Annotated in this window: 17 protein-coding genes; 11 read left to right on the top strand and 6 right to left on the bottom strand. The window is 66.7% G+C overall.

The window, feature by feature from the left end; all coding sequences use genetic code 11:
• Positions 1-96: 96 nt before the first annotated feature.
• The 3 genes from QRN51_RS14380 (at position 97) to QRN51_RS14370 (ending at position 2,259) form a co-directional block, all read left to right on the top strand.
• Positions 97-876: a GAF and ANTAR domain-containing protein gene (locus QRN51_RS14380; protein ID WP_284990523.1), complete on the top strand. Its 780-nt coding sequence runs from the start codon at positions 97-99 to the stop codon at positions 874-876.
• Between the two features lie 321 nt (positions 877-1,197).
• Entirely contained in the window at positions 1,198-1,917 is a 720-nt protein-coding gene (locus tag QRN51_RS14375) for a GAF and ANTAR domain-containing protein (protein WP_284990522.1), read from the top strand.
• Between the two features lie 9 nt (positions 1,918-1,926).
• Positions 1,927-2,259: a hypothetical protein gene (locus QRN51_RS14370; protein ID WP_284990521.1), complete on the top strand. Its 333-nt coding sequence runs from the start codon at positions 1,927-1,929 to the stop codon at positions 2,257-2,259.
• Between the two features lie 230 nt (positions 2,260-2,489).
• Here QRN51_RS14370 and QRN51_RS14365 read toward each other — a convergent pair whose 3' ends face one another.
• The 3 genes from QRN51_RS14365 to QRN51_RS14355 all read right to left on the bottom strand — a co-directional run bounded on the left by QRN51_RS14365 (position 2,490) and on the right by QRN51_RS14355 (position 6,491).
• Positions 2,490-4,637: an amylo-alpha-1,6-glucosidase gene (locus QRN51_RS14365; protein WP_284990520.1), complete on the bottom strand. Its 2,148-nt coding sequence runs from the start codon at positions 4,635-4,637 to the stop codon at positions 2,490-2,492.
• Between the two features lie 87 nt (positions 4,638-4,724).
• A complete protein-coding gene (locus tag QRN51_RS14360; RefSeq protein WP_284990519.1) occupies positions 4,725-5,786 on the bottom strand; it encodes a glycosyltransferase family 4 protein in 1,062 nt (353 codons plus the stop codon).
• A 354-nt stretch (positions 5,787-6,140) separates the two neighbouring features.
• Positions 6,141-6,491 (bottom strand): hypothetical protein, encoded by a 351-nt coding sequence (locus QRN51_RS14355; protein ID WP_284990518.1) that lies wholly within the window; start codon positions 6,489-6,491, stop codon positions 6,141-6,143.
• A 164-nt stretch (positions 6,492-6,655) separates the two neighbouring features.
• Between QRN51_RS14355 and QRN51_RS14350 the strand changes: the two genes are divergently transcribed.
• The 7 genes from QRN51_RS14350 (at position 6,656) to QRN51_RS14320 (ending at position 10,957) form a co-directional block, all read left to right on the top strand.
• On the top strand, positions 6,656-7,129 hold the full coding sequence (locus QRN51_RS14350) for an SRPBCC family protein (protein WP_284990517.1): 474 nt from the start codon (positions 6,656-6,658) through the stop codon (positions 7,127-7,129).
• A 192-nt stretch (positions 7,130-7,321) separates the two neighbouring features.
• Positions 7,322-7,780: a DapH/DapD/GlmU-related protein gene (locus QRN51_RS14345; RefSeq protein WP_284990516.1), complete on the top strand. Its 459-nt coding sequence runs from the start codon at positions 7,322-7,324 to the stop codon at positions 7,778-7,780.
• Between the two features lie 107 nt (positions 7,781-7,887).
• Positions 7,888-8,760, top strand: a complete 873-nt coding sequence (locus QRN51_RS14340; protein ID WP_284990515.1) for an SGNH/GDSL hydrolase family protein — start codon at positions 7,888-7,890, stop codon at positions 8,758-8,760.
• A gap of 187 nt (positions 8,761-8,947) precedes the next feature.
• Positions 8,948-9,244: a hypothetical protein gene (locus tag QRN51_RS14335; RefSeq protein ID WP_284990514.1), complete on the top strand. Its 297-nt coding sequence runs from the start codon at positions 8,948-8,950 to the stop codon at positions 9,242-9,244.
• 264 nt (positions 9,245-9,508) lie between these two features.
• Complete coding sequence (locus tag QRN51_RS14330) at positions 9,509-9,934, top strand: Hsp20/alpha crystallin family protein (protein WP_284990513.1); 426 nt, start codon at positions 9,509-9,511, stop codon at positions 9,932-9,934.
• 198 nt (positions 9,935-10,132) lie between these two features.
• Complete coding sequence (locus tag QRN51_RS14325; RefSeq protein WP_268023436.1) at positions 10,133-10,516, top strand: hypothetical protein; 384 nt, start codon at positions 10,133-10,135, stop codon at positions 10,514-10,516.
• Between the two features lie 120 nt (positions 10,517-10,636).
• Positions 10,637-10,957, top strand: coding sequence for a hypothetical protein (locus QRN51_RS14320; protein ID WP_284990512.1), 321 nt, complete (start codon positions 10,637-10,639; stop codon positions 10,955-10,957).
• 76 nt (positions 10,958-11,033) lie between these two features.
• Here the strand turns inward: QRN51_RS14320 and QRN51_RS14315 are convergent, their stop codons facing one another.
• The 3 genes from QRN51_RS14315 to QRN51_RS14305 all read right to left on the bottom strand — a co-directional run bounded on the left by QRN51_RS14315 (position 11,034) and on the right by QRN51_RS14305 (position 12,871).
• The gene (locus QRN51_RS14315) at positions 11,034-11,336 is read right to left on the bottom strand and encodes an Rv3202a family protein (RefSeq protein WP_502870868.1); all 303 of its coding nucleotides are present in this window, start codon (positions 11,334-11,336) and stop codon (positions 11,034-11,036) included.
• A 248-nt stretch (positions 11,337-11,584) separates the two neighbouring features.
• Complete coding sequence (locus QRN51_RS14310) at positions 11,585-11,947, bottom strand: SPW repeat protein (protein WP_284990510.1); 363 nt, start codon at positions 11,945-11,947, stop codon at positions 11,585-11,587.
• A 537-nt stretch (positions 11,948-12,484) separates the two neighbouring features.
• A complete protein-coding gene (locus QRN51_RS14305) occupies positions 12,485-12,871 on the bottom strand; it encodes a YegP family protein (protein ID WP_284990509.1) in 387 nt (128 codons plus the stop codon).
• 570 nt (positions 12,872-13,441) lie between these two features.
• Here QRN51_RS14305 and QRN51_RS14300 point away from each other — a divergent pair.
• Positions 13,442-13,705: a hypothetical protein gene (locus QRN51_RS14300; protein WP_284990508.1), complete on the top strand. Its 264-nt coding sequence runs from the start codon at positions 13,442-13,444 to the stop codon at positions 13,703-13,705.
• Positions 13,706-13,715: the final 10 nt, after the last annotated feature.

The raw sequence follows: 13,715 nt of genomic DNA, 5'->3' as shown, positions 1-13,715 counted from the left end.
GCTTACCTCCATGAGCTCGGCGGTCTCCCGCCACCCCGGGGTGAGTCTTCTGGCCCTGGCAATACTGGAAATGGACACCGAAAGGATGACCGACCCGTGATTGACCCGCAGTGGGACGCAGCACCCGGCGCCTCCACCGCTCCGGCCCGGAACCGCAGACAGGACCCTTGCATTACCCTGCAGGAACTGGTCCTGGACAGCAGCGACGTCATGGAATTCCTTGCCGCCCTGGCCGGCGTGGCAGCCGCCGTTCTCTCGACCATCACGAACACCCTTTCGTGCGGGGTCACCCTCAGGAGGAGGAAAAGAAGCCCCGCAGCGGCCGGCAGCGATGAGAGAGGCCGCGTTCTCGAGGAACTGCAGAACGACCTTCACGACGGGCCTTCCCTGACAGCCCTCCGGGACGATGACGTGATTCTCGTCCCCGACACCGGCGGCGAGAACCGCTGGCGTGACTCCATGGACGCCCTCCGTCGGAACGGCATCCGATCCATCCTGGCTGTCCCGCTGGATCTGGCCGGTGAAGCCGAAGCCGTGATGAGCCTGTATTCCACCAAACCCCTGGGGTTTTCCGGACCGGACATCACGGCCGCGGAAGCATTCGCCGACAGCGCGGCGAAGTCGCTGCGCCTGGCGTTGAGGATCGCGCACCTGCGTCATGCCCGGAACGATCTCACCGCGGCCATGCAGTCGCGTTCGACCATCGACACGGCCGTCGGCATTGTCATGGCGCAAAACCGCTGCAGCCGCGATACTGCCGTCAAGGTTCTGACCAGGGCGTCGAACAGCCGGAACGTCAAACTCCGGGACATTGCCGCGCAGGTCATCGCCTCCGTTTCGGGAGAAACGGACCTCGCGCCGTACTTCGACGAATAGCCAGAAGAGCCGGGGACATGCGGTGGAATCGCAGGTTGTCCGGTCCGGCCACCGGACGCCCTCGGCCGCCGGGGTGACCGGAGCTCCTCTCCCTCGCCCGGCGGGTTTCTGCGGACCCGGGGCCGGGAGCCGTCTTCCTGCCACGACGCGGGCACTTCTTCCGTCGCCCCATGTGGCCGCGGCTACCGTTTGCGTTTCCTCGCCCTGGCTTCTGCCACTGGCCAGGGGCGGGAAGTAGGCTGGGAACAGCGCACCAACTGCCGTACCGGATTCTCTTTCACGCTTGCGGCTCGATGCACCCGACCTGGATGAATGAGGACTATGGCGCGGAAACTACCGCTGGATGAACTGTCGACCGTGATCGCGCGAATCCAGGGCCTGCTGCTGACGGAAGAGAAAGTGGACCGCGCCGTGCAGTTGCTTGCCCGTGCCATCAAGGACTCCGTGTCCGGAGCGAGCGGCGCGGGGGTCTCCATCCTGGATTCGAGGGGCAGGCTGACCAGCAGCGCATCGACGGACCACGTGGTCACCCGCGCGGACGCCCTTCAGTATGAATTGGGCCAGGGGCCGTGCCTGACAGCCTGGGCAATGGAGGAAACGGTGATCGTCCGGGACGTCGAAACTGATCCGCGGTGGCCGGACTGGACCGACGCCGTGAAGGGCATGCCCATCCATGCGGCGGTCAGCACCCCGTTGATCGCCGGGCAGGAATGCATCGGCGCCTTGAAGATCTACTCGGACCGTGCCGGCGCTTTCGGCGAGGACGCGGCCCGGGTGCTGGAACTATTCGCCGCCCCGGCAGCGACGCTGCTGGCGAATATCCAGGCCAGCGAAGCGCCACACCGCATCAGCGAAGCCCTGGCTGAATCCCTCCACAGTCGTGACCTCGTCAACCGCGCCTGCGGCATACTGATGCAGCGCCACTCTTTGACCGTTGACATGGCCCTTGCCGAACTGATGCGCCGGGCCCGGCAGCAGAACAGCACGCTGGGCCAGATCAGTGCCGATCTCGTCGCCGGGATTCCGGCGGCCCTGGACTAAGGCCGGCCCGTGGGCTTCGATCCGCACGAACCACAACAGCAGCGCATGCTGGCCGCTGCCATGAAGTCAGCACAAATCAACGTCGGCGAACTCTGGCTCAAGTACTTCAGCCTGGGCGGCGAAGTTGGCGAGTACGAGGTGGAAGCCTATCTCCAAGGCCTCCTCTCCCTCCCCATCCTGCAACGCGACCTCCTGGCCATGGCCGCCAACGAACTCATCGACACATCCGCCCACGGTCGCGCACCCTACTCCGACGAGCTCGGCCCGGACGGCGACTCGTCCGGCCAACAAAAACCCAAGCAAGAACCGGGCTCGGGACCATGGCAGTCCGAAACGGACTGATCCGGATCGGTCCCCCTCAAGGAGGCCTTGCCTGGTGGATGTCTGTCTCACCTGTCACGTCGGAATGCGGGCCACCTGATCCTCCAACCCATTCATGGATGAGGCGCGGTCCCCGCCCGCCACGACGAGCCCGCCCGGGCCGATCGACGCGCGGTATCCCCCGCAGTTATCGTCCGGCTGCGGGTGGGCGGACGCGCCCCTGGTCCCGGTCTATGCCGGCCATAGGTTTTCTAATCGCCGGCCCGCCCGCCGGGCCGTTCATCCAACGGCGGCCGGGGTTCCTTCAGGAGCTTCAGACCCGGGGGCAGGCCCTGGACGCTGCCTTCGCGTCCTTTCGCCCTGAGGGTGAGGAGGGACCCGGCCAGCTTCACGTTCTCGGCCGTGAATTCCCCGAATTCCTCCGGGAGGATCGGGGCAAGGTGGACCACGTTGCGTGTCAGGTCAGGATCGAACCTGAGCAGGGTCCGCATCAGCTGCACCGGGGTCGCGGCCGCCCACGCCTGGGGTGCGCACGCCGTGGGATAGGGAACAGGGGCGTGGAATTCATAGCGGTCGAAGCCGCAGAAAAGTTCCGGGAGCTGGCCGTCGAAGTGTCCGGCTGCTCCCAAAAGACCGTGCGCTACCTTTCTGGCTTCATCCACGAATCCGTACCGCATCATTCCGGTTGCGGCCAGGGCGGTGTCGTGCGGCCAGACGGAACCGTTGTGATAGCTGACCGGGTTGTAGGCACCCATGTCCGAGCCCAGGGTCCGGATGCCCCAGCCGGTGAACATCTCCCGTGACATCAGCCGTTGGACCACCGATGACGCTTTGTCCTCCTCGACGATGCCTGTCCACAGGCAGTGGCCCATGTTGGAGGCGCAGGAGTCCACCGGTTTCTTGTCCTTGTCCAGTGCGATGGCGAAATAGCCCTTGTCCGGCAGCCAGAACCTTTTGTTGAATTCATTCTTCAGCGTGGCGGCACGCCCGGCCCAGTACTGCTCCGTTTCCCTCTCTCCTGCCGCCCGGGCCAGGCATGCCCGGGCCAAATACGCGGCGTAAACGTAGGCCTGGACTTCACACAGGGCGATGGGCGACTCCGCCAGGGTCCCGTCCGCAAAATTGATCCCGTCCCAGGAGTCCTTCCAGCCCTGATTGGCCAGGCCATGGTCGGTGGCCCTGTGGTACTCGACGAAACCGTCCCCGTCGCGGTCACCGTAGTCGTGGATCCAGCCAAGGGCCCGGTCCGCGTGCGGAAGCAGCGACTCGATGATGTCCTCAGAGAGCCCCCACCGGCTTAGCTCGCCCAGCAACCCCACGAACAGCGGGGTGGCATCGGCGGTGCCGTAGTAGGCTGTCCCGCCCCTGGACAAGCCGCCGGTGACGCCGAGCCGGACTTCATGCGGAATGCGGCCGGGTTCCTCCTCGGAGTCATGGTCCACTCTGGTGCCTTGGATGTCCGCCAGGGTCTGGAGGGTTCCCGAGGCCAGATCCGGGTCGATCAGGAGCGCCATGTAGGAGGCCAGAAGTGCATCCCGGCCGAACAGGGCCATGAACCATGGAGCGCCTGCGGCCACGGCCACGCGGTCGGGGTTGGCAGGATCAAAGATCCGCAGTGAGCCCAGGTCGCGTTGGCTCCACTGCAGCGTGGCTTGGACGCTGCTGTCGGCAAGGGTGATGGGTGGAACGTTTTTTTCCCAGGCCCGGTGCCGTTTGACGCCCGTCCGGAGGTGCGGGACCCCAGTCTCCGTGAAGGGCTCCTCCGGGGCCACGGATTCGACCAGGGGGACCACGATGACGCTGGTGGACCATTTTCCCCGTGCGGGGATGGTGGCCCGGAAACGGAGGGCGTCTTCGGAGATTTCGGCGCCCGCCGCCCGAATCGCCGATCCCCGCCGCTGGCCGTTGCTGATGGCTTCGACCACCAGTTCATGCCCCCGCACGTGCCTGGTCACGGACGTATGCTTGGTGGGGCGGCCTCCTTTGACGTCGAACAGGTCGGCCTGGTCCGCGTCCACGAGCAGTTCGATGCTGCAGTCCACGGGTTCCGCGGAAAAATTCTCCAGCGTGATGTCGTCCCGGAGGCCGGGGCCGACATGGCGTTGCTGCCGGACTACCAGGGGGCTGTCGAAACGGCCGTCCGGCCATTGGGCCCGGCCCACGAAAGTGGCCTCGAAAGCATCGGGACGCTGGGCCGCGAGCGGCTCGCGGGGGGACCCGTTGATGTGCAGTTCCCAGTGGGAAAGGATCCGGGTGTCCTGGAAGAACGCGCCGTTTGTCTCGCCGTCCGGGAGGATGTCCCCGCTGCGGGAGGAAATGCAAAAGGAGGACCCCTCCACGAGCGTGACGGTTCCTGCCTCGGAAACCGTCGTTTCGGTATCGGCGTTCCATGCCGTCATGGGAGGACTCCTCACCTCACGGCGCGGCGGCGGCGCCAGGACAATTACCGCCAAAGCAGATAACGGGGCACGAGAAAACCGGTTCCCTTAAAGATTCTGGTTCAACGCGACCGAATCCGGAAGCCCGGATTCGCATTGCTCTTCGATGAGGTCGGCGAACAGCTGCAAATGGTCGGCCACCATGCGTTCGGCACTGAATTGCTGCTCCACCCGGGCCCTGCACTGCGCCCGGCTCAGGCCAGCGGCTGCCGGGATCATGGCTGCGAGGTTGTCGGTGGAGGCGAGGTAACCCGTTAGTCCGTGCGCAACGATTTCCGGTGCGGCTCCCAGGGGCGTTCCCAGAACGGGCGTCCCGGTGGAAAGTGCTTCAATCATGACCAGGCCGAAGGGTTCGGACCACTGGATCGGGTTGAGGAACGCGAGTGCTTCGCCCATGAGATGGTATTTTCCGGCGTCGTCGACCTCGCCTGTGAAGTCCTCGTTGGGACCAAGGATCGGTTTGATGACTTCCTCGAAGTACTGGATCTCCTCCGGTTCGCGCATTTTGGCCGCGATCCGGAGCGGCACGCCCGCCTGACGGGCGATCCTGATGGCTTCCAGGACGCCTTTGTCCGGGCACATCCTCCCCACGAAACAGACGTAGCCGCCCCGGCCGGTGCCCACGGGCACGGTCGACAGATCGATGCCGTGATGGATCACGCCACGGACCGGTATGCCGGACGCCTGGGAAGCCTGGTTGCGGGAGATCGCGATGATGGAGGTAGTTCTTCCGATCGCACGGTAGATGTCCTTGGCTGAGGACGTGAGCGGGCCGTGGATCGTCGTCACCACTGGCACCCCGGGCGGCCCGTAGCGGTACAGGGGCCCGGCCAGGGTGTGGTCGTGGATGATGTCCACCTCCCCGAGCCCCTCGTAGGCCCTGATCAGGTGGCTGAGTTCGGAGATGGTGAAGCCAAGGCTCGTCGGATCCGACGTCCTCATCCCCGGGACCCGGGGTACGGGGCACCGGCTGTCCGAGGACGCAGCCAGCACCACCTCGTGCCCGGCCCCGGCAAACCCCCGTGCCAGAAGGTCCACCACCCTTTCGATACCGCCATAGGTCTGCGGGGGAACGGGGATCCAGGGTCCTGCAACAAGTCCTATCCGCATTTCTTGCCTTCCAAAAAACGGATGGGTCGGACTCCCCCTGCGTCCCGACACGCACCCAAAACCGTCCGAAGGCCTCTGCTTAACCTCTGAACTGACTATTACTCCCGGACGGACAATGGACAAGACCTACTGCCGGGTAGGCCGGCGGGATTGCCTTTTGACGTCCAGTGATCATTCCTCGAGCCAGCGGCCGGCCGTGGGCACCGGGTCGCAAGAACGACCCCCGAGCAGCAGAGAAGCTAAAGTCCATTCCGAGGGGGGCGGTTGCACCCATGACTCAGCGGACAGAGCAGCGACTCCCCATCCTCGGCTCCCGGGGGTGGACCTCGCCGGAAGAACCGGTCCGGGGCAGGCCTAGGCAGCGAGCGCGGTGCCGAAGAGTTCCGTGGCGCGTCTGGTCAGGTACGCCGGGACGTCGGCTTCCGCGGCCAGGTCCGTGTGTCCCAGGAACACCGCCGTTCCCCGGGCCAAGTCGCTAATGTCCAAGCCCGCGTCCTCGGCGAGCCGGGCGGCACGGATGTTGGGCTGCAGGTTCAACAGCCTGGCCCGGGCGTTGAGGTAGACATGCCAGTCGCCCCGGGAAATTGATTCTGCGCCGCCTCCGAGCAGCCGCCGGAGCGCGGCGGCGCCGGTGTCCAGCCTGCCCAGGACCACGGGTTCTCCCAGGCTGGCGGGAATGATCAGCGCGGTCGGTTTCCTTTCCATCTTTTTCGTCCTCTTTGAGGTAAACGGAACGGCAACCCGGGCTGTTCCCGCCCGCGGGGCCGGTCATCTTGTCCGCTCCCGTGGATCGTTTTAGCGTGGAAACGAGGCCCATGGCCGGCGACCCCCGGCGGCCAGGCCCGTCATTGAGGAAGGAGTGAACAGTCATGGCCACCGTGCGGGAATCCATCGACGTCAACATGCCCTTGAGCCAGACCTACAACCAGTGGACCCAGTTCGAGGAATTTCCACGCTTCATGACCGGGGTCGAGTCCGTCCGCCAGGTCGATGAAACCACCGTGCACTTCCAGACCCGCATCGCCGGGCTCCGGCGCGGCTTCGACGCCAGGATCCTCGCCCAGATCCCGGACGAACTGATCAGCTGGGAGAGCGTGGAGGGCCCGCACCATTCCGGAACCGTCACCTTCCACGCGGTGAGCACCGTCGAAACACGGGTCACCGTCGAAGTGGACTGGGATCCCCGGACCGTGCTGGAACGGGCCGGGGCCACGGCTCATCTGGAGGACCGGCAGATCAAGAAGAACCTGGAACGGTTCAAGGAATTCATCGAGGGCCGGGAAGTAGAGACCGGTGCCTGGCGCGGAAGCATCGCCGGGGGCAAGGTCGAAGGCCGCAGCTAGACCACCCGGCGCCCGGGCCTGCTACGGGCTCCGCGTCAGCCGGTGCCCGCCCGCCGGATGAAGCCCCCTCCCGGCCATGCCTTCCACGCAGCCCTCCGTCCTGCAGGCCTTTCGTCCGGCCGGTTGCCGGAATCAACACCGGCGTTCCGGCGTTAATTTTCTTGTCGCAGGTGTGCGGCAGGAAGGAAGAAGATGAAAAGGAGGAACAGGAACATCGAAACGGTCGAGGACGATGCCGGTATGACCACCACCTACCACCGGCACCCGAACGGGGGCGGGCTGCTTGGTCCCGGCGCACGGGTGGAGGCGGATTCCTTCATCGGTGCAACGACCTATGTCGAGGCCGGCGCACGTGTCGGTTCCGGGTGCCGGATCGGCCGCGGGAGCTGGATCGACCGCCGGGCAACGGTCGGGAACCATGCCTTCATCGGTGACGACGTGTACGTGGGCCGGGGAACGGTCCTGGGCAGCTGGGTCCACGTCGGCAGCCACTCCCGCATCGGGGCGGGGGCACTCATCGGCCGCGGGGTCCGGCTGCACGGGGACACCCTGGTTCCCGAGGGAGCCCGCATCCCGAACGCCGCGTCTTACTCGGGCTCTTCGTCCCGTACCCGGAAATCCCGCGGCCCGGAGTCCCGGATGGCCGCCTAGACCTCCGTCGCTGCTACGACATTCCGTTCTCCCCTGCGAGTCCGGCGCAGGACGGTCACCGACACGGGCCATGGCGCGGACGGGCACCGCAGGGGCAGTATGGGGGGATGAACGCCCCCGCAGCCGGCCCTCCGGAGGATGGCTCCGTTGGTTCCGGGGCCCGCCTGCACCCGTGGAGCCGTTATGTGGCCCTGGGTGATTCCTTCACCGAAGGGGTCGGGGACCCGGAACCGCGCAGCCCCGGGGGCCTGCGCGGCTGGGCGGACCGGGTCGCGGAAGAACTAGGCGCCGGCCACGCGGATTTCGCCTACGCGAACCTGGCAGTCCGAGGACGGCTGCTCCATCAGATCCTGGATGAGCAGATCGCCCCCGCCCTGGCCCTGCAACCGGATCTGATCACCCTCAACGGCGGCGGCAACGACCTGATCTTCCACCGGACCGACCCCGACAAACTCGCCGCCGAGCTCGACGCCGGCGTCCAACTCCTCGCCTCGACCGGGGCCACGGTCGTGCTGTTCGCCGGACCGGACTGGGGCACGACCCCCGTGCTCGGACACGTGCGGGGCAAGGTAGCGATCTTCAACGAGAACCTGCGCACCATCGCGGCCCGCCATGACGCCGTGATCGCCGACCTCTGGGCCCTGCGCCAGCTCACCCACCCCCGGATGTGGGATCCGGACCGGCTGCACTTCTCTCCCCTGGGCCAGCACACCATCGCCATCATGGTCCTGGAAACCCTCAACGTTCCCCACACCCTGGAGCCGATGACGCCCAAAGAGCTGCCCGCGCGCAGCTGGCGCGAAGCACGGGCCGATGACATCATCTGGACACGCGAACACCTGGTCCCCTGGGTCCTGCAACACCTCACACACCACAGCTCCGAGGAAGAGCGCCGTGCGAAGCGGCCGGACCCCGGCCCCGTGTTCGGCGCCCGGATGCCTCCCGGGACGTTCATCGGAAACGACCCCCGGAACAAATAGCCGGGCCTGCGAACCGGGCCGTGAGGACCTCCCGGAAGGCCTTGCCCTTGACTATCTCAGGTGATATAAAAAATCTGTATCGACCACTTTAGATAGCGGGACGTGTGATCTTCTCCGGCGGTCCCCGACGTGATCGTCCGGGAACCGCCAGAAAGATCCTGCCCGGCAAGGAAGGGATGAGAGTGGAATGAGTGCGGAGCTGGAGCGCCTGAGCGCCCTGGCCGGCGCCATCGAGGCCGCGGAAGAGGAGCTCGCCGCAGCCTATCTGACCCTGCGGCAGGTGGCCGCGGCGATCCTGCGTTGCGGGGAAGCCACCGTGGCCGAAGTCAGCGACGCTTCCGGACTGGGCCGGAGCGAACTGCTGGAGCTGGCCGCCCCTCCACGCCCGCACCGGGGCCGTCCCGGAACCGGGCTCCGCGCCGGCAGTCATCGGCACCAGGAGGCCAGCCGTCGTCCCGGCATCCGGAGAACAGGCAGCGGATGACGGCGCCCCTCCCTTGTTCTACACCGCCCTTTCTGCACCGCCGAGCCCCCGGAGGGACGCCGGCCCCCTTCCGCCCGAGGGTCGGAGGAAACGGCAGGAGCCGTGGTTCGCGCGCCGGTCCGGTTCCGGGGCCCATACAAAAAACCCGGACAGCCCCCTTGCGGCGGTTTCATTCCAGTGCTATAAAAAATCTATACCAGCCAGCATAGGAAATAGGTGGTTGGGATGGAAGGATCGTACCGATCTGTAAGGAGTGAGGAGACCATGTTGATGCGTACCGACCCGTTCCGCGAGCTCGACAGGCTGGCCCGGCAGGTCCTGGGCACCGCGGCCCGGCCGGCGGCCATGCCGCTGGATGCCTGGCGGGAAGGCGGGGAATTCGTTGTCGCCCTGGATCTTCCCGGGGTCGAGGTCGACTCGGTGGACATCGACGTCGAACGCAATGTCCTGACCGTGAAGGCCGAACGGAAGGACCCGGCCGGGGAGAACACCGAGATGATCGCCGCCGAACGGCCCCGGGGTGTCTTCAGCCGCCAGCTCGTGCTCGGCGAGGCCCTGGATACCGATGCCGTGAAGGCCAGTTATGACGCCGGGGTGCTGACCTTGCGGATCCCGGTGGCCGAGAAGGCCAAACCGCGCCGGATCGAGATCGCGTCGGAGTCGACCCCGCGCCAGGCGATCAACGCCTAGGACCGGGGCCGGCACCGCTGGACCGGGAGCATTGGACCGGCCGCCGGCAGTGAAGGGCGATGCAGACCAGCCACGCCACCGCGCGAGTAGCGCACCGAAAAGGCGGCCCCCGACGATGCCTCCCGCACCGAGGGTCCCCGGCCCGCCCGGCCGGGGACCCTCCCGACACCCGGCGCCCGAACCTGGAAGGAGCCTGCCATGAGCGCCTGGCACCCCTACGATGACCTTCTGATGCCGGCGTTCCATGAACGTTTTGAACAGCGCTGGGGCAAAGGGACGGCCCCTTTCCTGGACCCCGGGGTCCAGATCCATCTCCAGCCCCTGCCCCGGGCCCAATGGATCAACCCGGACACCGGCGCGGCCGTCGCCGTGGTGCCCATCTGGGCCACGGACCCCCGGCACCGCTCCTTCGGTGTCTTCTACCTGCCCCCGTCCGGGGACATCTGGGTCCTGCACCCCGGGCACACCGCCTACCTCGAACCCGGCAAGAACGGCACCGAAGAACAGATCACCCTCCGCAACGACGCCTTCCGGAAAGCCGTCAACCACGCCAAGGAATTCATCTACGGCACCCAGCTATGAACCCGACAACCATCCGCCCGGACGCTCCGGTGAAATTCCGGACAGCGGGGCTGCACATTCCGCTGCGGCCGCCTGCGCTTCCCCCGGGACTGCCAAGAGGAAATTGGAAAGGAGACCGACATGTCCATCCTGTACATGGACAAGGGCTTCGGGCCGCACGTGGACCGCGGCTTCGAGTCCGCATCAACGCGTCTGGAACGCAGCGGCCTGGCACCGGAACCGGCAGGCGAGACCGAGCGGCACTCCCGCGAACTGGTCCGGCACATCCTCACCCTCGAGCCGGAACGGGTCCCCGCAGTCACGGCCGAACTGTTCGCCGAAGCCATAGCCATCGCAGACACCGTCCGCGAAGCCCAGGGCCGCGGACCCGTCACCTCGTACCGGGCCCGGGACTTCTGGGAAATCCTCAAGGAACTCATCGACAGCGTCCTGGACCAATAGCCCAACATCTGCCTGCCTGCAGAGGAGCCGGCGACGGGGCCTCGCAGCTCCCGTCACGCCCGGGGCTGCCGTGGCCTCACGTGCCGGGGTCTTCGGCGGCGTCCGGGTACTCGTCCTCGGCGCCTGGGGAAAGCTCCGTGGCCTGGTCGATGAGGTCCGCTTCGGCGGCCTCCGCTTCCGTGACCGCGATCCGGTCGTAGCCGGCGCCGCCGGGCTGAACGTCCGTGCGCTGTTCAATGACGTCCGCTTGCGGGACATCCCCGGGCAAACCGTCCATCTCCGTCAATTCCCCCGAGCCCTCGGGCAGGACCGGTGTGCGCTGCTCGAGAGCATCGGCTTCGGGTACTTCGGGACCGATTTCCTCCGGCTGAACATTCATTTCCACGTCAACCTCCTGTGACCGGAATAGGGACGAAAGGACCGCAGGGGCCTCTCTCCCGGACACTCACGCGCCCGGGACCGCCCCTGCCGGGAAACCACCGCCACCGTTGGGCCCGGACCAGGACCGGATCCGCCGGCCGAGGTTTCCGCTGTCCAGTAACCGTTATCCGATGTTTTCCGCTGTCCGGCAACCGCTATCCGGCGTTTACCCTATTGAGCGGTGCCCTTATTCAGGTTTTCAGCACTTCAGTGCGAGGGGCTGACCGTGTGGTGCCGGTGTTCCTCGGTGCTGGGTTTGATCGCGGTCGCGGTGACGACGAGCGCCACCAGACCGGTGATCCAGGACGTCCAGGCGACGCCTGTCTGCATGGTGTAGGAACCGAACCACGGTGAAAGGAACAGCAGGGCGCCGAAGGCCGCCTGGATCCATTCCATGGCCGGGGTTCCGGGCATGGCCAGATTGATGACGCCGCTGACGACCAGCAAAGCGCCGAACACGACCATCAAGGCAGCCGACGAACCGGCCGCCGTGGTCCAGATGACCGACAGCGCAGCGTAGAGCCCGGCGGCGACCGTGACCCAATCCTGCCATCGCGTCCATTTCTTCATTGAAACCACCTCTGTGATGCGGACTGCACCCCGGCGTTCCTCTGACGTCACGCCGGAGGATTCCTATTGTATTTGACGCTGACTTCCCGTGAAAGTACCGCCGCCGGGGGCCGCGAAAACGGGCCGGGCACCGTTCCCGGCGGCTGTCCGCTGTCCTCGCCGCACGGGTACTTTGTAACAAAAATCCGTGCGCTGCTGCTTCCCGGCAAGCGGCTCCCGGTCAGGCCGGCCGGTGCAAGGAAACGCGCCAATGCCCGGTGTCACCTGGTGCCGGGCATTGGCGCAGCTACCGCCGGGATCATCTTCCACGGAAAACGTTCCGGTGCAGATCGTAGGCCCCGGAACCGGCCCGCCGCCCGAGTACCGGCTACCTGTTTCAGGGGCCGCTACGAGAGTGAGACGTCCGAGGTGGTTTGGCGCCGGTCCCGGGAACCCGGCCGTCGTACCCGCCGGCCATGCGCCGGGAGAAATGGGGACGGCACACCATGGAAACGCCAAACGTGTGCACCGTGTCTTGGTGGCACTTGGCCGGACGCCTCAGGGCTGCAGCTGGCGGGGACGGCCGGCGGCTGCGCGGCAGAGGGCCCCGGCCGGTTCCAGCGGGGCCGTGCGCTGCGGGGCATGGATCCTGCCGCCCAGGTGGGGGACCCTCTGCGGGGCGGCTGCGGGAGCGGGCCCGATCATGCTGAGCTCGTGGTCTGTGCGCCCGGTGTCCCCGGCGGCCGCCGAGCGGAGGGGAACTCCCGGACACTGGTCGGTGATCAGCCCCATGCCCGCGTACTCACGCACGGCTTCGATGCCGGCTACCGCTGACCGCTTGTCCGGGAAATCCCGGGAAAGGGCCATCACGGCCCCGTCGGGGGCTGCGATCCTGAACCTGAAGCAGCCGCGCTCATCTTCGAAGAGTTCGAACGAACCGGTCATGGAAGTCCTCCTTCACGCCCGGCCGCCAGCCGGACGCTCGACGTATCCCCGGGGCCCGCACGCGGCGCTGCGTACGGGCCCCTGGGCGGGGAATGAATGCGTGTTCCAAGGAAAATGTGAGTCACCCCACATGAGGTCAGGGGTCAACCCTACCGGCGGGGACCCGCGGTGGCCAGCGCCCTTGAGCCCGAACCCCGTTATGGCGCGGCCCCCTGTCCCATCTCATGCGCACTCGCTGCGGCGTGCCTCGCAGCCAGCGCCCGGAGCCTCTGCTCACCGATCGCTCCGGCACGCTCCCGTTGCCAGCCCCGCAAGAGCCGGTGTGGACGGCGCCCTCAGTGGCGTACGGTTGTTCTGGCGGCTTCGCATATCCCCCATTTGCGCAGCCGCCGGGAACCCCTGCGCTGGAGTCGCTCCCGACTCGCGCGGGGGTTCCTTATCGGGCACACTGTCTTTCCGCGTCATCGGGCCTCTGTCTTTGCGCGTCCGCCCGGCGTACCCTGTTCACGTCCCCGGTACCGGCCTGGCCCGGGTCCTTTGCGTCCGGATTCAAACAGTTAGGCGTCATCAATGGAGATGAACATCAGGGACCACTGGGACAACCTCAGCCCCGGAACCCGGCAATGGCTCACCGAGAACCCCGGGTGCGTGGTGCTGCCCCGCACGGTCACGGAGGTCATCCATCAGGAAACCGGAATCACCGCGGACTCGGACCAGCACGACCAAGCCAGCCTCTCCCCCGAGGACCTCGACTTCCTCCGGGCCCGGGCCGAAGGGTCTCCCGCCCAGCCTGGGCACCGGATCTTCGACGCAAAACAGCCCGGAGAAGGCTGACGCTTTGGCG

This window comes from Arthrobacter sp. efr-133-TYG-120 (genome assembly GCF_030209785.1).
In the GTDB taxonomy this organism is placed as follows: Bacteria; Actinomycetota; Actinomycetes; order Actinomycetales; family Micrococcaceae; genus Arthrobacter.
Note: the sequence above shows the minus strand (reverse complement) of the source record. Positions and strands in the feature narration are given on the sequence as shown.